This is a genomic window from Moraxella sp. VT-16-12, assembly GCF_002224245.2.
Lineage (GTDB): Bacteria > Pseudomonadota > Gammaproteobacteria > Pseudomonadales > Moraxellaceae > Moraxella.
Genome location: NZ_NKHK02000014.1, coordinates 1 through 18,933, shown reverse-complemented (window position 1 = coordinate 18,933; position 18,933 = coordinate 1). Strand labels below are relative to the sequence as shown.

The 18,933-nt window shown below is 45.3% G+C and carries 25 protein-coding genes; all 25 read left to right on the top strand.

From position 1 onward, the window contains the following. Positions 1-62: 62 nt before the first annotated feature. Positions 63-530: a hypothetical protein gene (locus CEW93_RS10105; RefSeq protein ID WP_089538771.1), complete on the top strand. Its 468-nt coding sequence runs from the start codon at positions 63-65 to the stop codon at positions 528-530. Further along, positions 527-2,218, top strand: coding sequence for a terminase large subunit (locus CEW93_RS10100; protein ID WP_089538772.1), 1,692 nt, complete (start codon positions 527-529; stop codon positions 2,216-2,218). The genes CEW93_RS10105 and CEW93_RS10100 overlap by 4 nt, the downstream gene beginning before the upstream one ends. Positions 2,219-2,267: 49 nt before the next feature. Next, positions 2,268-2,474 carry a DUF2281 domain-containing protein gene (locus CEW93_RS10095; protein ID WP_143822743.1) on the top strand — a complete coding sequence of 69 codons (207 nt, stop codon included), beginning with the start codon at positions 2,268-2,270 and terminating at the stop codon, positions 2,472-2,474. Further along, positions 2,474-2,860, top strand: coding sequence for a type II toxin-antitoxin system VapC family toxin (locus CEW93_RS10090; RefSeq protein ID WP_089538774.1), 387 nt, complete (start codon positions 2,474-2,476; stop codon positions 2,858-2,860). The genes CEW93_RS10095 and CEW93_RS10090 overlap by 1 nt, the downstream gene beginning before the upstream one ends. 60 nt (positions 2,861-2,920) lie before the next feature. After that, positions 2,921-3,556, top strand: coding sequence for an HK97 family phage prohead protease (locus CEW93_RS10085; protein WP_089538775.1), 636 nt, complete (start codon positions 2,921-2,923; stop codon positions 3,554-3,556). Then, entirely contained in the window at positions 3,553-4,545 is a 993-nt protein-coding gene (locus CEW93_RS10080; RefSeq protein WP_255504096.1) for a phage major capsid protein, read from the top strand. The genes CEW93_RS10085 and CEW93_RS10080 overlap by 4 nt, the downstream gene beginning before the upstream one ends. Beyond that, complete coding sequence (locus tag CEW93_RS11030; RefSeq protein WP_255504095.1) at positions 4,545-4,886, top strand: hypothetical protein; 342 nt, start codon at positions 4,545-4,547, stop codon at positions 4,884-4,886. Before CEW93_RS10080 ends, CEW93_RS11030 begins: the two co-directional genes overlap by 1 nt. 44 nt (positions 4,887-4,930) lie before the next feature. Continuing rightward, a complete protein-coding gene (locus CEW93_RS10075) occupies positions 4,931-5,212 on the top strand; it encodes a hypothetical protein (protein ID WP_089538776.1) in 282 nt (93 codons plus the stop codon). After that, entirely contained in the window at positions 5,209-6,552 is a 1,344-nt protein-coding gene (locus tag CEW93_RS10070; protein WP_089538777.1) for a phage portal protein, read from the top strand. Before CEW93_RS10075 ends, CEW93_RS10070 begins: the two co-directional genes overlap by 4 nt. 70 nt (positions 6,553-6,622) lie before the next feature. After that, positions 6,623-6,781: a hypothetical protein gene (locus CEW93_RS10860; RefSeq protein WP_186727965.1), complete on the top strand. Its 159-nt coding sequence runs from the start codon at positions 6,623-6,625 to the stop codon at positions 6,779-6,781. Beyond that, entirely contained in the window at positions 6,778-7,065 is a 288-nt protein-coding gene (locus tag CEW93_RS10065) for a head-tail connector protein (RefSeq protein ID WP_089538778.1), read from the top strand. The genes CEW93_RS10860 and CEW93_RS10065 overlap by 4 nt, the downstream gene beginning before the upstream one ends. An 8-nt stretch (positions 7,066-7,073) precedes the next feature. Next, on the top strand, positions 7,074-7,403 hold the full coding sequence (locus tag CEW93_RS10060; protein WP_255504094.1) for a phage head closure protein: 330 nt from the start codon (positions 7,074-7,076) through the stop codon (positions 7,401-7,403). Beyond that, positions 7,396-7,902: an HK97-gp10 family putative phage morphogenesis protein gene (locus tag CEW93_RS10055; RefSeq protein ID WP_089538780.1), complete on the top strand. Its 507-nt coding sequence runs from the start codon at positions 7,396-7,398 to the stop codon at positions 7,900-7,902. Before CEW93_RS10060 ends, CEW93_RS10055 begins: the two co-directional genes overlap by 8 nt. Continuing rightward, positions 7,892-8,257, top strand: coding sequence for a DUF3168 domain-containing protein (locus CEW93_RS10050; RefSeq protein WP_089538781.1), 366 nt, complete (start codon positions 7,892-7,894; stop codon positions 8,255-8,257). The genes CEW93_RS10055 and CEW93_RS10050 overlap by 11 nt, the downstream gene beginning before the upstream one ends. Positions 8,258-8,269: 12 nt before the next feature. Then, a complete protein-coding gene (locus CEW93_RS10045) occupies positions 8,270-8,692 on the top strand; it encodes a hypothetical protein (protein ID WP_089538782.1) in 423 nt (140 codons plus the stop codon). Positions 8,693-8,706: 14 nt separating this feature from the next. Beyond that, on the top strand, positions 8,707-9,045 hold the full coding sequence (locus CEW93_RS10040) for a hypothetical protein (RefSeq protein ID WP_089538783.1): 339 nt from the start codon (positions 8,707-8,709) through the stop codon (positions 9,043-9,045). A gap of 38 nt (positions 9,046-9,083) precedes the next feature. Next, complete coding sequence (locus tag CEW93_RS10035) at positions 9,084-9,392, top strand: DUF4035 domain-containing protein (protein ID WP_089538784.1); 309 nt, start codon at positions 9,084-9,086, stop codon at positions 9,390-9,392. A gap of 49 nt (positions 9,393-9,441) precedes the next feature. Further along, entirely contained in the window at positions 9,442-10,005 is a 564-nt protein-coding gene (locus CEW93_RS10030) for a hypothetical protein (RefSeq protein ID WP_089538785.1), read from the top strand. Between the two features lie 53 nt (positions 10,006-10,058). Further along, entirely contained in the window at positions 10,059-13,460 is a 3,402-nt protein-coding gene (locus CEW93_RS10025; RefSeq protein WP_146416665.1) for a hypothetical protein, read from the top strand. Beyond that, positions 13,460-13,795 carry a phage tail protein gene (locus CEW93_RS10020; protein WP_089540812.1) on the top strand — a complete coding sequence of 112 codons (336 nt, stop codon included), beginning with the start codon at positions 13,460-13,462 and terminating at the stop codon, positions 13,793-13,795. The genes CEW93_RS10025 and CEW93_RS10020 overlap by 1 nt, the downstream gene beginning before the upstream one ends. A 74-nt stretch (positions 13,796-13,869) precedes the next feature. Next, entirely contained in the window at positions 13,870-14,283 is a 414-nt protein-coding gene (locus tag CEW93_RS10015) for a hypothetical protein (RefSeq protein ID WP_146416664.1), read from the top strand. A gap of 27 nt (positions 14,284-14,310) precedes the next feature. Then, on the top strand, positions 14,311-15,021 hold the full coding sequence (locus tag CEW93_RS10010; RefSeq protein WP_089540940.1) for a phage minor tail protein L: 711 nt from the start codon (positions 14,311-14,313) through the stop codon (positions 15,019-15,021). Positions 15,022-15,035: 14 nt separating this feature from the next. Next, positions 15,036-15,836 (top strand): C40 family peptidase, encoded by an 801-nt coding sequence (locus CEW93_RS10005; RefSeq protein WP_089540942.1) that lies wholly within the window; start codon positions 15,036-15,038, stop codon positions 15,834-15,836. A gap of 2 nt (positions 15,837-15,838) precedes the next feature. Next, a complete protein-coding gene (locus CEW93_RS10000) occupies positions 15,839-16,423 on the top strand; it encodes a tail assembly protein (protein WP_089540944.1) in 585 nt (194 codons plus the stop codon). A 27-nt stretch (positions 16,424-16,450) separates the two neighbouring features. Continuing rightward, the coding region (locus CEW93_RS09995; RefSeq protein WP_146416663.1) for a host specificity protein J at positions 16,451-18,933 on the top strand (2,483 nt) is incomplete at its 3' end.

Below are 18,933 nucleotides of genomic sequence, written 5' to 3'. Positions count from 1 at the left end.
TTTCTCCAAGCAACATAAGTTACATAAAATTACATTAGAAAGAATAAAAAAAGGTTAAAAAAATGGCAATCACTCAAAAACAAGAACGCTATGCTCGGCTTGTGGCGAGTGGCATGGACTTGCATACCGCCGCATTGGAGACTGGCTGTAAAAATCATGAAGCCGCCAGAAAGTTTGTGGCGGATATGGCAAAGCGTGAGAACGTACAGGCTTTTATCCAAGAACTGAAAATCGCAAACACCATCCCGACTGCTGATGCAGAACAGACCGACAGACCGACAGACCGCCCCAAAAGCTACGAAACACCTTTGGAGTTCTTGAAAGCGGTATTTAACAATGTTGGGGGCGTGTACTCGCCCAAAGAGCGGATTAGTGCTGCGATTGCCTTACTCCCTTACACCGAGCAGAAGATGGCGGCGGTGGGCAAGAAAGAAGATGCCCTAGATACCGCCAAAGCCAAGAGCGAGAATGGGCGATTTGCCACCTTGTCTCACCAAGGGGATATGTTTGAAAGCGAGATTCGGCAATGAGTCCGATACCAAACTGGACAACTGCCCTACCTGATTGGGAAGAACGCATTATCAAGGGCAAGTCCCTTATCCCTTGTCCACCAATTTTTAAAGCTCCTAGCGAGATTGCTTTGCGAGTGTTCAAAGAATTGTCGCTTGTAGATGTGTTAGGTTGCCCCAAAATCGGTGAAGTTACCAAAGACTGGGTGTATGAGTTTGTCTCAGTCATCTTTGGGGCGTATGACCCAAATGCAAAAAAGCGATTGATTAAAGAGTTTTTCCTGCTTATCAGTAAGAAAAATTCAAAATCAACCCTAGCAGCAGGGATTATGCTGACTGCCTTGATACTCAATGAGCGTCAGTCATGCGAGATGGGTATTGTCGCCCCGACAAAAGAAGTGGCAGATAACAGCTTTAAGCCGCTTCATGACATGATACGGGCAGATGGTGAGCTGTCGGTGATGTTTAATGTGTCAGTCCATACCAAAACCATCACCCATCTTGGCACCAATGCCACCTTAAAAGTGGTGGCGGCCGAAAATGACAGCTTGGCAGGAGCCAAATTTACTTATCTGCTCATTGATGAGCTTTGGGTATTTGGTAAGCGAGCAGGGGCAAGCTCCATGCTACGAGAAGCCAAAGGGGGATTGGCAAGTCGCCCTGAGGGCTTTGTGATTATGCTGACCACCATGAGTAATGAAGCCCCAGCAGGGGTCATGAAAGAAAAGCTGGACTACGCCCGTGATGTGCGTGATGGCCTGATAGAAGATAAAGAGTTTTTGGGGGTGCTGTATGAGTTCCCTCAAAGTTATCTGGATGATGACAAACACCTAAACCCTGATAATTTTTATATCACCAACCCCAATCTTGGGGCAAGTGTGGATAACGATTGGCTCATCAGTGAGTTTCACAAAGCCAAGGTTGCCCCTGAAAAGGCAGTGCTACAAGATTTTTGTGCTAAGCATTTAAATGTAGAGATTGGCATAAGCCTGCGAGCCAATCGCTGGGCAGCAGCAGAGTTTTGGGAAAAGGCTGGCAAAACGTTCAGCCTTGATGAGCTGATAGAAAAGTCCGAAGTCATCACCATTGGCGGTGATGGTGGTGGACTAGATGACTTACTTGGCATGGCAGTGGTTGGGCGTTTGCCCAGTCATGCTGACACTGAACTAAAAGAATGGTGGGTGTGGTGTCATGCGTGGTGCCACCCCATTGCCCTTGAAAGACGCAAACAAGACGAACCAAAATATCTAGACTTTCAAGCAGCGGGCGATTTGACCATTGCTGAGCGTGTGGGTGATGACACCGCCGAATTTGCTGAGATTGCCAGTCGCATTTTTGCCAGTGGTAAGCTGGATAGAATTGGGCTTGACCCTTTGGGTGTGGGCGGCATTGTCGATGATTTGCTTTCTGTGGGCATTCCAGAAGATAAGATTATTGGCATCAGTCAAGGCTTTAAAATCTCAGGCTATCAAAAAACCTGTGAGCGTAAAATCGCCAGTGGTGATATGTATCATGCCAATCAGCCTATTATGGCTTGGTGTGTGGGCAATGCCCGAGTGCTGGTGAAAGGCTCTGGCACCATGTTATCCAAGGCAGAAAGTGGCACAGGTAAGATTGACCCTGTGATTGCCATGCTCAATGCAGTGGCGCTGATGAGTCAAAATCCCAATCCGCCCAAAGGGGTGGATGATGTGGGGATTTATTTTTGACAGTATGGGTATAATTTGGGATAATGACAAAAAACAACAGGAAAATACCATGATTAGCCTAGATTTGCCCCAAGAAACCGAATATGCCATTATCCAAAAAGCTCAAAACGCAGGGCAGACTGTGGAGCGATATTTGATTGAACACATCACACAGTTGGCTCAGTCAAAGCGTGAACTTGGTGGTGGTGAGCATTTATTAGTCGCCATGGCCGATGATTTTGATGAGCCATTAGATGAGTTTGGGGAGTATATGTGATGGCTTATTTGTTGGACACACACGTCTTAATTTGGCTTTTATCTAGTCCCAACCAATTAAGCCACAAGGCACAGTATATTATCCAAAATCCTAGCAATCGCCTGTATTATAGTCCACTTAGTTTTAGCGAGATGGCGATTAAAGTAGGCAACGGCAAACTTACAATGGCGGATAATTGGCAAATGATTTATGCCAAACTGTTGGCTGATAAAGACATCCAAGTGATACACCAATCATGGCAAGATAGCATGATTTTGCAGTCTTTGCCATTTCATCACAAAGACCCCTTTGATAGAATGCTGATTAGTCTTGCCATGCAGCATAAACTGACATTTATCAGTCGTGATGAGCATTGTGCCAAATATGATTTACCTGTGATTTGGTAGAAAAAACAACACATTAACCGCCTTGGGGCGGTTTTTTATTTCCAAATTTAAAGAAAACCTATGACCAAAGCCTATTCCACCTTAACTGTCAAATCCGTAACCGATACGGACGATGAACGCATCATCACAGGCATTGCCACCACCCCAAGCACCGACCGAGATGATGACATTTTAGAGCCAACAGGAGCAAAATTTGCCCTACCCATTCCGCTACTTTGGCAACACAACCACAATCAACCAATTGGTGAAGTGATTTCGGCAACGGTAACCGATAAAGGCATTGAGATTATCGCCAAAGTCGCCAAAATCGCCGATGATGGCAAATTAAAGGACCGCCTAGACGAAGCATGGCAGTCCATCAAAAGTGGACTGGTAAAGTGTTTGTCCGTTGGCTTTAAAATCAAAGAATACAATTATTTGGAAAGTTCTTGGGGTCTACACATCAAAGAATGGGAATGGTACGAATTATCGGTAGTTACTGTGCCTGCCAATAGCGATGCGGTCATTACCAGCGTCAAACAGATTAAAGACGCATTTGCCATGCCAGACTTACCACCCAAGCAAACATCACCGCCAGTCAGCCCTACTGCTGATAGGTCAGCTCAAAACCAACACACAAGCGATAAGTCTGATGGCTCTATCGCTTTAATTTTATCTAACTCTTTATCAAAAACTAATGGAGTAACCCTTGTATGAACTATCAAGAACAACTGGCTAAAATTAATGCCACCATCAAAGCCAAACAAAAGCAAATTGGCGAGATTATGACCAAATCGGTGTCAAATGGTCATACGCCAAGTGATGATGACGAAAATACCATCACTGAGCTAGAAACTGACATTGCCCGCCTTGAAAAGAGTGCTGAGCGTTTGCAAAAACTTATCAAATCAGTAGAGATTGCCACCCCAAGTCTGACCGAAGTGGCAGGAGAAACCCCAGAGCAGGCAGCAGCAAGTGCCGATGGTGTGCCAGACCCCAAAAAAACAACCAATGTACAAGTGGTAAAATCACTACCCAAAGGCATTGGATTTGCTCAGATGGCAAAAGCCAAAGCCTTGTCCGCACGCCTTGCCAAACAAGGCAGTTATGTCGCCCCTGCCCAGATAGCAGAATCAATGGGCATGCACCCAGATGTGGTGCTTGAACTACAAAAAAGTGCACAAGTGTTGGATACGTCCAATTCTAAGCCACTTGTGCCCGTGTCGCACTTTATGGGGGATTTTATTGAACTTCTGCGTGCCAAAACCATTGTGGACCGCTTAGCAGCACGTATGCGTCATGTGCCGTTCAATATCACCATCAGTGGTCAAGCCACAGGAGCAGCCGCAGGTTGGGTGGGTGAAGGTGCTGCTAAGCCTGTATCTAATCCAACCTTTAACACCATTGAAATTAAACAACACAAACTGGCTGGTATCTGTGTGCTGACAGATGAGCTGCTGCGTAATAGCACCTTTGCTGCTGATAATCTGGTATTAAGCGACTTGCTTGAATCCACCACGCATTTGATTGACACCACTTTTGTGGACGACCAAGCCCAATCAGCCACTCGCCCAGGCGGTATTTTGCATGGTGCCACCAAACATGAATCCACAGGCAATGAAGCCACACAGATTCGTGCCGATTTACTCAAACTTCGCCAAGAATTTATCAAAAAAATCTGTCGCTTGATGGTGCCGAGTACTTGATGACCGAAACACGCATCAGCGAGTGGGCAGAACTACGTAACCCACTAGGTGCCCCAGAGTTTCCAGGCTTACAAGCTGGTTTTGGTCAGCGTACCTTGGACGGGTTGCCCGTGATTGAATCTGAAAATGTGGGCAACAATGTGATTTTGGTTAAGCCATCTGAGCTGTATTTGGCGGATGATGGCATGGCAGATGTCTCATACAGCGACCAGGCAACGGTGATGATTGATAGTACCGCAGTCAATCTGTGGCAACAAAACAAATTTGCCATCCGTGCTGAGCGTTATATCACTTGGACCAAACGCCGTGCCATTGCTGCTGCTTACATTCATTACAGCTAAGTGGTAACAAAGAAAACGCCCTAAATTTGGGTGTAGGAGAAATTATGAAAATTCGTTATCTAAAACCCGCACTCAATGCCGCGGCAGGCGACATTAAAGACATTGCCACATCACATGCCAAGGTGCTGATTTTGCTCGGCTATGCCGAAGTTTATGGGGAAGAACAGGAAAATGTGAGTAAAACTGGCGAATTATTCCCCCAGGATGACACAAAAGATGACATGAGCGACCATCCAGAAAGTGTAACAGATGCCAAACCACAAACCCAAACTACCCCAACCAAGAAAACCAAAACCAAAAAAGCCCATACGGAAACTCAGCAATGAGTATTTTTGATTATTTTAGAAAAAAGCCAACGCCTGATGAAATAAACGAGCCACAACAGCAAAAAGGCTTTATCAGTCTTGGCTCATCATTTTTACCAATTCATGAACCCTACACAGGTGCATGGCAAAAAGGCGAAACGCTCGCACGCACCGATTTGACCAGCTTTCATGCGGTGTTTGCGTGTGTCAGTCTGATTGCTTCTGATGTGGGCAAGCTAAGAATACACACCAAATCCATGCAAGACGGCGTACTGTTGCCCGCCAAATCACGCACACAAGGCATTTTAAGAAAGCCTAACCGTCATCAGACATGGCAACAATTCGCTGAAAATTGGATAACTTCTAAGCTACTTCGTGGCAATGCCTATACCTTAAAACAGCGTGATATTTTTGGTGATGTGTGGCAGTTGTATGTCTTAAACCCCGACCGAGTTAAGGTGCTGGTGTCTGATAATGGCGATGTGCTGTATCAGGTGGCAAGAGATAAGCTCTTTGATATTCAAACAGATATGATTGTGCCAGCCAGTGAAATCATTCATGACCGTTTTAACTGTTTTTATCATCCGCTAGTGGGACTGTCGCCCATTAGTGCCTGTGCGGTAAGTGTGGGTGTTGGGCTAGCAATCCAGCAAGGTCAGGCGATATTGTTTAAAAATGACAGCCGCCCGTCTGGGATACTGACCACACCAAGCTCTATCAGTCAAGCACGAGCTGATGAGTTAAAATTACAATGGAAACAAAAATATTCAGGGCAAAACCGTGGTGATGTGGCAGTGCTGGGAGATGGGGCAAGGTATGAAACCATCAGCCTATCGTCTGCCGATACCCAAGCGGTAGAGCAGCTTAAAATGAGTGGCGAGACTGTCTGCTCGGTGTTTCATGTGCCTGCCTTTAAGGTGGGCATGGGCGAAGCCAAAGCAGGGCAGAAAGTATCGGATTTGAATGAGATTTATTATTCAGACTGTCTGCAACACTACATTGAAGCCATAGAAAACCTGCTTGATGAGCATCTGGGCTTTGAAAGTGGCGTGGAGTGTGAAGCGGATTTATCACCACTCATTAGAATGGATGGCACAAGCCAAATTGCCTATCTCAAAGAAGGCACATTAAGCGGTATATTTAGCCCCAACGAAGCCCGAGCAACACTTGGTTTGCCGCCTGTGGTTGGTGGGGAGTCTCCACTCATGCAGCAGCAAAATTACAGCCTGTCTGCCCTTGCCAAACGTGATAATAGCGATAATCCTTTTGGTAATGCTCCCACCCCAAGTGAGCCGTCCAAATCCGCCAAAGCGGTCAGAGCGGTTAAGCCAAGACTGCGAATGCGGGCAACCTTAGACTAAAAGCAAAAACCCAAGTTCGCCAAAACTTGGGTTTTCTAGTATTAACCTTTTAACGGAAAAGATTAAATCTATGAACGATTTTATCACATTTTTAGTGCAAAGTGAAAGATTATCTATGGAAAAACTGATTGTTATTGGCATTTTTGTCTTAGTGGGCATTTTGATTTGGCGATTGCCTGAGATTTATCGTGTTTATAAGGAGTTTGAAAAACCCAAGGACAAACCATGAGCCAATTTGCCACCCTTGACGAAGTCAAACACCATCTACGCTATGATGATGACAGTAATGACACAATTTTAGCAATTTATCTACAAACCGCTGAAAATGCCGTCAAAAATTATATCACAGACGACATCACGGACGAGATGTTGCCAAGCCTAAAAACCGCCACTTTGCTTATGGTTGGCTATCTTGATGACAACAGAGATGGCCAGCAAGGACAAGAATTTGGTAATTATTTGCCTGCCTGTGTTCGTCAAGTTTTGTCGCCTTATCGTAAACTAACCATTTAGGAGGGATGATGAGAGTGAGTGAACTGCGTCATCGTATCACACTACTTAAACAACAGACCAGCGTCAATGCTGGTGGTGAACGACTGGCCGAATGGACACAAGTCAAAAAACTGTGGGCAAATATTACCTATTTGTCCGTCAAAGATGTCTTGGCATCCCAAGCGGCAGGCAGTCAAATTACTGCTCGCTGTGTGGTGCGTTACACCAAAGATATAACAAGTGATATGCGTATTATCTACCAAGACCATGTGTTTGCGATTGTTGGTCAGCCAATTCCTGACCCCAAAACAGGGCGAGAATATCTCACTTTGATGTTGCAGAGTGCTAGCTATGAGTGAAGAAAACCGTGTAGAAGTGCGAATTGAAGGTTTGGCGGAGCTTGATGAAGCATTGGCACAATTTAGCGAAAAAGTTGCCAAAAAGTCCATTTATAGCGCCTTGCATTATGCTCTTACACCGATGACCAAAGATGTCAAACAGCGTGCGACAGTTGCTGAGAAAACCCACAAAATGCTCTATGGTCGTGTGTATGTGGATGTACAACCTGGCTTGATTAGAGAATCTATTAGAAAACGTCGCCTTAAAAAGAGTGAAATTGCCAAGCTAGGAGTCAGTGCAGGGGTGGCAATTCATGCAGGCAAAGGCAAAACCCAAAAATATTATCCCAAATACTGGCCATTTATTGAGTATGGCACAACAAAGATGGTGGCAATTCCATTTTTCAGACCCGCATTTGATGCCAATATTCGCATTGCTTTTGACCGATTTTATGACAAATTGGTAAAAAATATTGAAAAAGAGCAAGCATTGCTAGACGAGGTGGACAATGACGGATAGTTACACGCTATTATACCCTGTATTATCTCCCTTAGCGGGTGGTCATGCTTATCCTGATATTGTGCCTGAACAACCATCAGGTAAGACGATTAAGCCGCCTTATATTGTATATCGTGAGATTGATGCGGTAGCAGATAATGTGCTTGATGAATTTCTAAATACAGAATATGTGCGAGTTCAAGTTGATGTCTATCACAGCAGTCGCTTAGCTTGTCGTGAGCTGTCAAATCAAGTCATCACTGCCATGCTTGGTGGTATTAAGCATTGTCAGTTTGTCAGTCGCCAAAGGCTTTTTGACCCTGACACCAACCATGCCAGATACAGCATGGATTTTCAATTTTTAATCAACCTTTAAAAGGAGACTTATATGTCTAACAATCTGTCTGCTGATAGCTTTTATCAGCTTCTTTATTCTACCGATGGGGCGAGTTTTAAGCCTGTGCCTAAGCTTGAATCTGCCGACCCGCCGCCACGCAAAAAGACACTTGATGACGTAACACCCACCAACAGTCATATCAAAGTGGAAGAGCCCGTGGACTTCTATGAGGGTACGGAAATTAAGTTTACCTACGCTCATATTGAAGGCGATGCCGACCACACCGCCCTAAAAAAGGCGTACGATGACAACACTGAGCTGACTTGGCAATTCAAATTTGAAAATGCGACATCACTTGGTCAGCAGTTCAAGGGGCGTATCACTGACATGACCCCCAAGCCCGACAAGAGCAAAAAGCTACGTATGGAATGCTCTTTATCTTTGACAACCAAACCTACCGCCATTGGCGGCTGAACCAGGAGACTATGATGAGTTTTAAAACCGCAATTTTTGCCACAATCAAGAGCCTAAAACCTGAGGCATATACCTGCCCTGTTACAGGTGAAAAAGCATACATCAAGCGTTTTACCGTGGCAGAACGTGAGAATTACATTTATGCCGTGAACAAAGCCCAAGATGGTCTGTCTAACGCAACGGGCTTTACCATGATTATGTGTGATGAAAAGGGCAATTTGCTTTTTGGTGAAGACGATATTGAAAAAATTGCTGCCTTGCCTGATGACATTGTCGGTAGTGCCTTGAAAGCTTTTAATACTCAAAAAACCCTAGGTATTGAGCAAGCTGAAAAAAACTCAGAGCCGACGTAAGTCGGCGTTTTTTATTTAAGTTGGCTGGACACTTAGGCATGACCGTTGGGCAACTCACCGCCCAACTGTCAGAAAAGGAGCTGGTGGAATGGCAGGCCTATGACCGCCTAGACCCTATCGGAGGTTATCGCAGTGATATGCAGACGGCACTGCTTGCTTATATGCAGTCAGGCAGTAAAGATGCCACGCTTGATGATTTTATTTTGTTTGACCCAGAGCCTAGACCCCTTGAAGAGATAGAAGAGGAAGAAAAAGAGGCTCAAAGAGCTAAGCTACAAGCACAGGCACAGGCAATGAAAGAGTATTTTGAGTATTTGAGCGGTAGTAATTGCTTGCCAAGCGGTTAATAAAAATGTACAATTTCAAGGTTGTGTTGCTGAGTTTAGGTTTTTAAACATGAATAAAACAATCATCTTGATAATGTTTTTATGCGTTTGTGTTGTGGTACAGGCCGATGAAAGATTGGCATACGATATGGTGAAACAATATGCCAATTTAACATCATGCAACCACTCATTTGAAGATAGTGCTAAGAAAAAAACCACATTAGCTGATGTTATTTTTGTCAGAGATGATAATTATGCAACAGAATATTATGTTTTTTGGCATGGGAATATGGGCTGCACTGCTGATAAGGATGGCTCAATGAAATCTTATGCAAATATCACAACGGTTGCAAAACCCAAACAAACCAGCCACAAGTATTATGTCAATGACTGGCATCCTTTTTCAGAAATCGCAGATTTCAATCAGTCTTATATGGAGAGCATATATAAGATTGGTGATGATAAGTATCGTGTAATTTCTTGGGATTGGGCTGATGACAAATATGGTGGGCGACGCGATGGTGAGGTAGCCAATAAATTTGAATATATTATTGAGTTTGTTCCTAATGAGCTCAACCCATCAATTGGCTCATATGAAATCACTCATCAAAAACTATTAGAACAGCGAAAATAATTCTAAGAATATCAAATTAAACCGCCCAAGGGCGGTTTTTTATTGGAGCAACTATGGCAACCCAAATCGGACAAGCCAGCATTCTACTCACCGCAGACACCGCCAGTTTTGAAACCAACATGGCAAATGCTCGTGATACAGCAAATGGTACATTTGGCGACATCAGACAGCAAGCGGCAGATATGCAGCAGCAGTTTGCTAAGGGTTTTGCGGTCGCAACTGCCGCCGTTGGTGCGTTATCTGCCACGGTTGGTGTGCTGGTTAAGGACCAGATGGAGCTTGTCAGTGCGTTGGGTCGTACAGCACAGCTTGCCAATACCACCGCAGTTGAAATCCAAAAATACACCTTTGCTGCCAAGGCGATGGGCGTTGAGCAAGACAAGCTGGGCGACATTTTTAAAGATACGCAGGACAAAGTAGGCGATTTTTTAACGACCGAAGGGGGTGAGCTTAAAGATTTTTTTGATAACATCGCCCCAAGGGTGGGTGTTACCACCGAAAAACTGCGTGAAATGTCAGGTCCTGATGCCTTGCAAGCCATCTACAACGGACTGGAAAAGGCGAATATTGGTCAGGCTGAGATGGTATTTTATATGGAATCCATCGCAGATGAAGCCAGTTTGCTGATTCCCTTGCTAAAAAATAATGGCGAAGGCTTTAAAATTTGGGAAGAAGCTGCACGAAATGCTGGGGCGGTGATGGATGAAAAAACCATCAAAGCCACCCAAGAACTTAATGCTAGTGCTAAATTACTAAATTTATCGTGGCAAGGTGCTAAAAATCAGTTCACACAAGCGGTTATTCCTGCCTTATCTGATATGGCAGGCAAACTGATTGGCAACAGCACCGCAGCCGATACCGCAAGAGTGGCAGGCGAAAGGTTTGTGGGTGGTTTAAAAATTCTTGCCAAGGTTGGCATCGGTGTTGGTACTGTCTTTCAAGTGGTGGGTGAAGCGATTGGCGGATTTAGTGCCAGTGTGGCGACATTTTTTGGTGCTTTGGATACTAGCGACCCACTTTCTTTTATCATGAGTTTGGGAAAAGCAAATACTGCCGCCGCCCATGTTTTTGATGATATGATGGATGGCATTGATAAACGTTTGCAGTCTGCTGCCAGTGCTATGTCTGATATTGATAGACTTGGTACAGGGGCAACCAATGCCACGGTTGCCAAAATGATGGCGATTGATGCGGAGCAAGAAGAAATCAGAAAGCTGGGCATCACAGGAGCAGAGCAAGCACAAGCTCGTGAAGCTGCCAAAGAAGCTGCTAAGGAGAAAGAAAAAGCCAAAAAAGAACAAGAAAAATCGGCTAAGGCGAGTGCCAATAAGCCTTATAAAGGCAAAGTTACCCCAACCACACTAGATGATGGCACACCCCTTGCTGTGGCTGTATATAATGGTTATCGTAAAGCGGGATTAACACCCAATCAAGCACTCGCTATCACCGCCGAGGTGGGGCGTGAAAACAACTTTCAGGCTAGTGTTATCTTTGGTACGCACTCTGACCCTGCTAAGAGTAAAAATGGGAAAACTATTCGCAATGTAGGTATGTTATCTTGGAATCAAGGCAGAGACAAGCGGGCTGTGAACTTTCTTACTCATGCGGGGGTGATGAACCGTGATGGTACAATGCAACGTACTCAGGCAAATATTGATGCACAAGCAGCTTTTAGCGTGCAAGAGATGATGAGTGGCGATTATAAGGGCAAACTACATAACTTTTGGACCAACCCAAATGCAGACCCTGAAAGTTTTTCCAAAGAATTGGGGAAAAACTATGTGGTGTGGGCGTATGGTCAAGATACAATTAGGGGTGAAAATGGCAAAAGAATCCCCTTTGATTGGCGTAAACATGATAGAAGAAGACGCAATCATTTGCAAGATACCAAGCGTTTGTTGCAAAGTGGTTATGGTGGCGTACAGGGTGTCAAGTCTTCTTTGCAGGATATGCAAAAAGCAGAAGAAGAACTCACAAGGCAACTCCAAAAAGAAGCTGATGCCCGTCTGGCTATCCAAAAACATTATGCTGATGAAAAAACCAAGGCACAAACTGAGCTGGCGGCACGAGAGCAAGACATCAAAAATGCCAAATTTAGCCCAGAAGATGAAGCCAAATACTTAAAATTGGCAGAAGCTGAATACCAGAATAAAGTTAATCTGATTGATTTGGCTCATGATAAGCTCATGCAAGCAGCCACGGAGCATGAGCAGACCGATGAAGAGCGTATCATCAATACTGCTAAGTTAGAAAGACGAACGGTTGAGCTGACCGTGAGCATGGCGGAAGACGTACGCACCGCCAGTATTGAAGCCATCAACCAAAAAGAGATGTTGGCTTTGTCCGCCCTACATTTGGCTCGTGATAAGGCATGGCAAGAAGTCAATGAGCAATATCAGACAGAAGAAGAGCGTATCAAGGCAAGAGCTGATTTGGAACGCAGAGAAATCATGGCGATTGTCAAAATGGACGAAGCCTTGCGTACTGCTAAAATTAAGGCCGTTACTGACAGAGAGTTAAGGGCAATCCAAGACCTTAAAGATGCCTATCAAAATGAGCTGACTGCCATCAATGATTATCAGTTCACCGAGCTACAACGCCTAAGAAACTCACACGCCGACCAACATCTTGCCATTTTTAGCAATACAAGATATAACGCAGACCAAAAACAAGAGTTGGCAGACGCATTATCTGCCAGACAAGAACACGAAATTAACGAGCTACACAAAAAAGCCAATCAAGAAAAATCAGCCTTTTATGCTGAGATGGGTGGCGTTAGCGAGTTGCACGGCATAGAAACCCAACATCAAGCAAGATTGGATATGATTAAGGGTTTTTTAGATAGCGAAGTAATGACAGTTGAAGAAGCTGAAAAAGCCAAGCAACTTATCAGAACTCAGTATGCTCAGGATATGCTGGGGTCATTAGCAGCCAGCTCCAAAGCCGCCTTCGGCGAACAATCCCGAGCCTACCAAGTCATGTTCGCCATGCAAAAAGGCGTGGCAATCACCCAAGCGAGCCTAGCCCTGTGGCAAAACGTCAGTCAAGCGATGGCAAAAGGCTTTCCTGCCAATGTGCCACTCATTGCTCAGGCAATGGCTCAGGGCATGGGGATTATTGCCAACATCAAAGCAATTAAAAACACCGTGGTTGGACAAGCCCATGACGGCATCATGTCCGTTCCCAAATCAGGCACTTGGAATCTTGAAAAAGGCGAACGAGTGCTACCAAAACACACCGCCCAAAATCTTGACCGTACCCTTGCTAATTTGCAGGATAAGAGACAAGGCGAGACAAAAATTATCATCAATAACTACACAGGCGAAAAAACAGACGTGCAACAAATGCCAAATGGTGATTTCATGGTAACGATTGGAAAGATGATGCAGCAGGTGGCACGCCATGAGCTTGCCGAACATCACCGCAGAAGTAAACGCCAAGGGTGGGACAGATAATGACCTTAAAAACCTTCAAATGGCAAATGAACATGGGAGCATCTGCCGATGTTCGCCACAATATCACCAAAACCCAGTTCGGTGATGGCTATGCTCAGCGTGTCAGCCACGGCATTAACAACAAACGTACTGATTGGAGTGGCTCAAAGACAGGCGATTGGGCAACTGTGATTAAGCCCATCATGGACTTTTTGGACGAACATAAAGGCATTAAGCCCTTTTTATGGACTAACCCACATGGTGTAACTGCTAAATATGTTTGCCAAGATTATCAAGTCAGTCATCGCAAGGGGAATTTTTGGCAAATTTCTCTTAAATTTGAACAAGTTTTTTAACCATGTCGGCGAAATACATTTCGCTAACATCAACCCAGCCCTTGATATTCAAGGGCTTTTTTAATGGAGCAATCATGACCACCAAAACACTTAAAACACTTTCTACCACCGAGCTTGATATTTTAACCGCCTTTGGCTACCAAGTCTCAACCTGGCAAAACACCCACGGTGATGATGCCAGTATTGTCAAGATTGAGTATTCAGACGACACAGGGGATTTTGAGATTACCACCAATAAAGCCAATCAAGGGCGTACTCGCCGTGTGTCTCGCCTAACCGCTGACATCATTCATTGGGCAAGTGGTCAGCTTGATACACTTGAATACCAAGGTATCTATGCTGATAAGCTGATAGTTGGTTATCAAGATAATCAGTTTAGCATTGACCTTACACCGAAGCCTGCTGAGCAAGACGAGCAGTCCACAGATGATACACCTACCAATGCTGAGCCAGTCAATGACCCAATCAGCAATGAACAGGCTGAATAAAAACAGGGGCGTAAATGGAGATGAAGTATGCTAAATGCTGATTTTCAAAAAACGTCAGTTGATGGCGTGGTGCGTCTGTTTGAACTGGACGCAAGTAAGCTAGGGGCTGGCATTTTACGCTTTCATGGACATAATCATGATAAGAATGACGGTAACATCATCTTTCGTGGTCAAGAATACAGCCCACAAGCCTTGTCTGTTACAGGGCTTGAAATGCGGTCAGATGGTAGAGCCAGTACGCCCACGCTAACCCTTGCTAACAACATCGGTGGCGTGCAGGGGGCAGTGTCGGCATACTGTTTACAGTTTAACGATTTTGCCAATGCCAAACTCACTGTCATCACCACCCTTGCCAAATATCTTGACCCTGTTAATTTTGATGATGGCAACCCTAATGCTCCTGATGAATGCAAAGAACAAATTTGGTTCGTTGAACAAAAAACATCAGAGAACGCCCAGCAAGTAACCTTTGAGCTTGCCAATCCGATTGATTTAGAGGGTTTTACAATCCCCGGGCGTGAAAACAACAACTATTGCCATTGGGCGGTAATGGGTAAATACAGGGGTGAAGAATGTGGTTACACAGGCATAGCAATGTTTGATGAAAACGATAAGCCAACCGATAACCCATTACTTGACAAATGCGGTGGACGGATGAAATCGTGCGTGTGCCGATTTGGCAAAAATAAGCCTTTGCCTTTTGGCGGCTGCCCTGCCAGTGGATTGATTGGCTCATAGCAACAGGAACGTAAATGAAACTCACCGCACAATTAAAAGCTGACATCATCACCCATGCTCTTGACTGCTATCCTGCCGAAAGTTGTGGGGTAGTTGTGAAGACTGATGTTGATACAAAGTATATACCCTGCACCAACACCGCCACCGATAATGAGCAGTTTATTCTTTGCTCCAAAGATTTTGCCCGTGCCGAAGCACAAGGCGAAATCCAAGCGATTGTCCACAGCCACCCTGATGGTGGCGTGTTGCCGTCAGATTTGGACAAGTTGCAAATTGAACTACACGGCGTGCCATGGGTTATTGTCGCTGTCTCAAAACAAGATTATGCCGATGAGCCTGCCTTTGGCGTGTATGAGCCATGTGGGTATAGACCGCCACTTTTGGGGCGAAATTATATTCATGGCGCGCAAGATTGTTATGCGATTGTGCGTGATTTTTATGAGCGTGAGTTTGGCTTGGAATTGCCTAATTTTGAACGCAAAGACGTATGGTGGGAAGATAAAGACCATGAGCCACTTTACGAAAACAACTTTAAAAAAGCAGGATTTTATCAGATTGATAAAGATGATTTGCAATACGGCGATGTCCTGTTGTGCCGTGTTGGACGCACGCACCATGTCAATCATGCGGTGATTTGGCTGGGCGACAACGGCACATTAAAAAGCGAAACCACACCGCCTTGTATAGGCAACACTCTGATTCTACACCACCTCTACGGAAGGCAGTCGGTGCGTGAGATTTACGGCAGGGGTTGGGCGGACAGAACGGCGTTTGTGGTGCGTCATCAATCCATGCAACAAAATAGTCAAGAATAACTATGAAAACCATTATCTTACACGGCATACTTGCCCGTAAATTCGGCAAAACATTTCGCCTGTCAGTGGGTAGCACCAAAGAAGCCATGCGTGCTTTAAGCGTGCAGTTGGTGGGCTTTGAACAATTTATGATGAACGCTCACACACAGGGGCTACGCTTTGCGGTGTTTCATGATAAGCACAACATTGGTGAAACGGAACTAGACATGAACCATAACGCTCAAATTATCCGTATTGTGCCTGTGGTGGCAGGCTCTAAAAAAGCAGGGATATTAGAGACGGTGTTAGGGGCGGTACTGGTGGTGGCTGGGGTGGTCTTAACTGTTAAAAGTGGTGGTGCAGGTAGCCCACTGGGCTCTACTTTGATTGGTGCAGGGGTTGGCTTGATGGTGGGTGGTATCGCTCAAATGCTCATGCCAAAAGTAGATACAACCGACCAAAACCAAGATGGCAACAAAGCCAACAAAGGTTTTGGCGGTGCGGTTACCACAGTCGCACAAGGCAACCCCAACCCTTTGCTGTACGGAGAATATAATATTGGTGGATTTATTATGTGTGCCAGTCAGTCGCCAGAAGATGTGTTGTAATCATGATAATAATTAGGAAATAGCAAAATGACCATTCACGGCTCTAAAAAAGGCAGCAGCAAACCACGTCAGCCCATCATTGCCCCCGACTCTGCTCAATCCAAAACTTATATCAACATACTCTACGGACTGGGCGAAGGTGAAATTGCAGGGCTGGCAGACGGCTATAAGTCGGTGTACTTGGACGATACACCCTTGCAAAACGACAATGGCGAGTTTAACTTTCCCAACATCAAAGTGGATTTTAGAAGTGGCACAAACGACCAAGAATATATTGATGGTTTTCCCGATGTGTCAAGTGAAACGGCGGTTAATGTGGAGCTAAAACATGGCACGCCCTTTGTTAAAGCTTTCAATAATCTTGATTTGGATGCTCTGCGTATTCGCCTAAAATGGGGTGCGTTACGCTCGCAAAATGCTGACAATGGTGATGTGGGCGGTGTTAAGATTGATTATGCGATTGACATTAAGACCGATAATGGCGGTTGGGTACAAGCCCTTGCCACGTCTATCAATGCCAAGACATCTAGCAATTACGAAAGAAGCCACCGTATTGATTTACCCCCTGCACAAACAGGCTGGCAAGTAAGGGTACGGCGTATCACGCCAAATAGCACGTCTGATTTTGTCAGTGATAAAATGTATGTCTCGGCAGTTACAGAAGTGATTGACCTTAAATTGCGTTATCCAAATACCGCTTTACTTGGTTTGCGTTATGATGCTGAAAGTTTTAGCAATGTCGCCAAAATGTCGGCTCGCTGTCGTGGTCTTATTATCAAAGTACCGACCAATTATGACCCTGTGGCACGCACTTATACAGGACTGTGGGATGGTACATTTAAGCGAGCATATACAAATAATCCCGCATGGGTCTATTATGACCTATGCACCGCCGAGCGTTATGGCTTGGGTGAGAGGCTAACCCCTGACATGATTGACAAATGGTCGCTGTATCGCCTTGCCCAGTATTGTGATGAAATGGTCGATGATGGCATGGGCGGTCAAGAACCACGCTTTACGGTCAATGTCTATATCCAGTCAGCAGAAGGGGCGTTTGAGATTTTAAGCAAGTTGGCTGGCGTATTTCGTGCTATCTCGTACTGGGACGGTAACAGCATTGTTGTGGATGCCGACATTCCCCAAGACAGCATGTATTCATTTAGTCGTGCAAACGTGATTGACGGCGTGTTTGAGTATTCAGGCACACGGGCAAGAGACCGCCACACGGTCGCTAAGGTGGCATGGAGCAATCCAGCCAATCATTTTAAAACCGAATATGAGTACGTCAGAGATGAAAAAGCCATCGCCAAATTTGGCGTGCGTGTGGCGGACATTTCCGCTTGGGGTTGCACCAGTAAAGGGCAAGCCCAACGAGCTGGCTTATGGGCGTTAAAATCTGAACAGCTAGAAACACGCATGGTAACATTTAAGGTCGGTCTGGACGGCTACATTCCAACCCCTGCCAAAGTGATTGAGATTAGCGATGAGCTGTTTGCAGGGCGTGCCAATGGTGGACGTGTGCTTGCCATCAATAAAGCCAAAACCATCATCACGCTAGACCGTCCCATTACCGCCAAAGCAGACGACGCGCTGGTAATTAACGGCAATGACGGTATCAGTCAAAGACGGCAAATTAAATCTGTGGTTGGCGACAAAGTTACCGTAACTAAGCCGTTTGGCGATATCAGCGTGGAAAATGTCTGGGTATTAGACAGTGCCGACCTTGCCACTATGAAATTTAGGGTATTGTCAGTTACGGCGGATGACAATCACCAATTTACCATCAGTGCCGTGCAGTACAACCCTGCCAAATATGATGCCATTGACACAGGAGCGTACATTGATGAGCGTCCGATTAGTGTCATCAATCCCACCGTACAAGCTCCCACAAAGTTGGTCAATCTGTCAAGCTACACACAAGTCAATCAAGGGGTAAACGTTACCACCCTTGTCATCAGCTGGGAGCAGGTGAGCGGGGCGGTCAAATATGCCGTAGAATGGCGAAAGGACAACAGCAACTGGCAAGCCCTGCCAGCCACAGGCACAAACAGTATTGAGATTAGTGGTGTGTACGCAGGTCGGTACGAAGCACGAGTAACTGCCATTAGTGCCTTTGGTCAAGCAAGTCTAGCCACTCACTCAAATTTAACTGAGATACAAGGCAAACAAGGCAAGCCACCAAAACTTGCCAAACTTACCGCGCAAGGCGTGCTGTTTGGCATGGAACTAAGCTGGCTGTTTGGGGTGAAGTCGGAAGACACCAACTTTACCGAAATTCAAGTGTCCCCAGATGGCAGAAGCAACATCACCACCCTTGGCACCTTTGCCTACCCCACCAACAGCCACACAATTAACGGCTTGCAAGGCAATCTCACCCAATACTACCGAGCGAAAATTGTTGATAAGCTCAGCAACACAAGTGATTGGACGGCTTGGGTGCGTGGGACCAGCGAAGCACAAGCAGACAAGGTGCTGGATTTAATTCAAGGACAAATCAGCCAAAGTCATCT

What these genes read in the sequence shown, in the direction of transcription:
- CEW93_RS10105 (WP_089538771.1), top strand. Translation starts at nt 63, where the DNA reads ATGGCAATCACTCAAAAACAAGAACGCTATGCTCGGCTTGTGGCGAGT.
- CEW93_RS10100 (WP_089538772.1), top strand. Translation starts at nt 527, where the DNA reads ATGAGTCCGATACCAAACTGGACAACTGCCCTACCTGATTGGGAAGAA.
- CEW93_RS10095 (WP_143822743.1), top strand. Translation starts at nt 2,268, where the DNA reads ATGATTAGCCTAGATTTGCCCCAAGAAACCGAATATGCCATTATCCAA.
- CEW93_RS10090 (WP_089538774.1), top strand. Translation starts at nt 2,474, where the DNA reads ATGGCTTATTTGTTGGACACACACGTCTTAATTTGGCTTTTATCTAGT.
- CEW93_RS10085 (WP_089538775.1), top strand. Translation starts at nt 2,921, where the DNA reads ATGACCAAAGCCTATTCCACCTTAACTGTCAAATCCGTAACCGATACG.
- CEW93_RS10080 (WP_255504096.1), top strand. Translation starts at nt 3,553, where the DNA reads ATGAACTATCAAGAACAACTGGCTAAAATTAATGCCACCATCAAAGCC.
- CEW93_RS11030 (WP_255504095.1), top strand. Translation starts at nt 4,545, where the DNA reads ATGACCGAAACACGCATCAGCGAGTGGGCAGAACTACGTAACCCACTA.
- CEW93_RS10075 (WP_089538776.1), top strand. Translation starts at nt 4,931, where the DNA reads ATGAAAATTCGTTATCTAAAACCCGCACTCAATGCCGCGGCAGGCGAC.
- CEW93_RS10070 (WP_089538777.1), top strand. Translation starts at nt 5,209, where the DNA reads ATGAGTATTTTTGATTATTTTAGAAAAAAGCCAACGCCTGATGAAATA.
- CEW93_RS10860 (WP_186727965.1), top strand. Translation starts at nt 6,623, where the DNA reads ATGAACGATTTTATCACATTTTTAGTGCAAAGTGAAAGATTATCTATG.
- CEW93_RS10065 (WP_089538778.1), top strand. Translation starts at nt 6,778, where the DNA reads ATGAGCCAATTTGCCACCCTTGACGAAGTCAAACACCATCTACGCTAT.
- CEW93_RS10060 (WP_255504094.1), top strand. Translation starts at nt 7,074, where the DNA reads ATGAGAGTGAGTGAACTGCGTCATCGTATCACACTACTTAAACAACAG.
- CEW93_RS10055 (WP_089538780.1), top strand. Translation starts at nt 7,396, where the DNA reads ATGAGTGAAGAAAACCGTGTAGAAGTGCGAATTGAAGGTTTGGCGGAG.
- CEW93_RS10050 (WP_089538781.1), top strand. Translation starts at nt 7,892, where the DNA reads ATGACGGATAGTTACACGCTATTATACCCTGTATTATCTCCCTTAGCG.
- CEW93_RS10045 (WP_089538782.1), top strand. Translation starts at nt 8,270, where the DNA reads ATGTCTAACAATCTGTCTGCTGATAGCTTTTATCAGCTTCTTTATTCT.
- CEW93_RS10040 (WP_089538783.1), top strand. Translation starts at nt 8,707, where the DNA reads ATGAGTTTTAAAACCGCAATTTTTGCCACAATCAAGAGCCTAAAACCT.
- CEW93_RS10035 (WP_089538784.1), top strand. Translation starts at nt 9,084, where the DNA reads ATGACCGTTGGGCAACTCACCGCCCAACTGTCAGAAAAGGAGCTGGTG.
- CEW93_RS10030 (WP_089538785.1), top strand. Translation starts at nt 9,442, where the DNA reads ATGAATAAAACAATCATCTTGATAATGTTTTTATGCGTTTGTGTTGTG.
- CEW93_RS10025 (WP_146416665.1), top strand. Translation starts at nt 10,059, where the DNA reads ATGGCAACCCAAATCGGACAAGCCAGCATTCTACTCACCGCAGACACC.
- CEW93_RS10020 (WP_089540812.1), top strand. Translation starts at nt 13,460, where the DNA reads ATGACCTTAAAAACCTTCAAATGGCAAATGAACATGGGAGCATCTGCC.
- CEW93_RS10015 (WP_146416664.1), top strand. Translation starts at nt 13,870, where the DNA reads ATGACCACCAAAACACTTAAAACACTTTCTACCACCGAGCTTGATATT.
- CEW93_RS10010 (WP_089540940.1), top strand. Translation starts at nt 14,311, where the DNA reads ATGCTAAATGCTGATTTTCAAAAAACGTCAGTTGATGGCGTGGTGCGT.
- CEW93_RS10005 (WP_089540942.1), top strand. Translation starts at nt 15,036, where the DNA reads ATGAAACTCACCGCACAATTAAAAGCTGACATCATCACCCATGCTCTT.
- CEW93_RS10000 (WP_089540944.1), top strand. Translation starts at nt 15,839, where the DNA reads ATGAAAACCATTATCTTACACGGCATACTTGCCCGTAAATTCGGCAAA.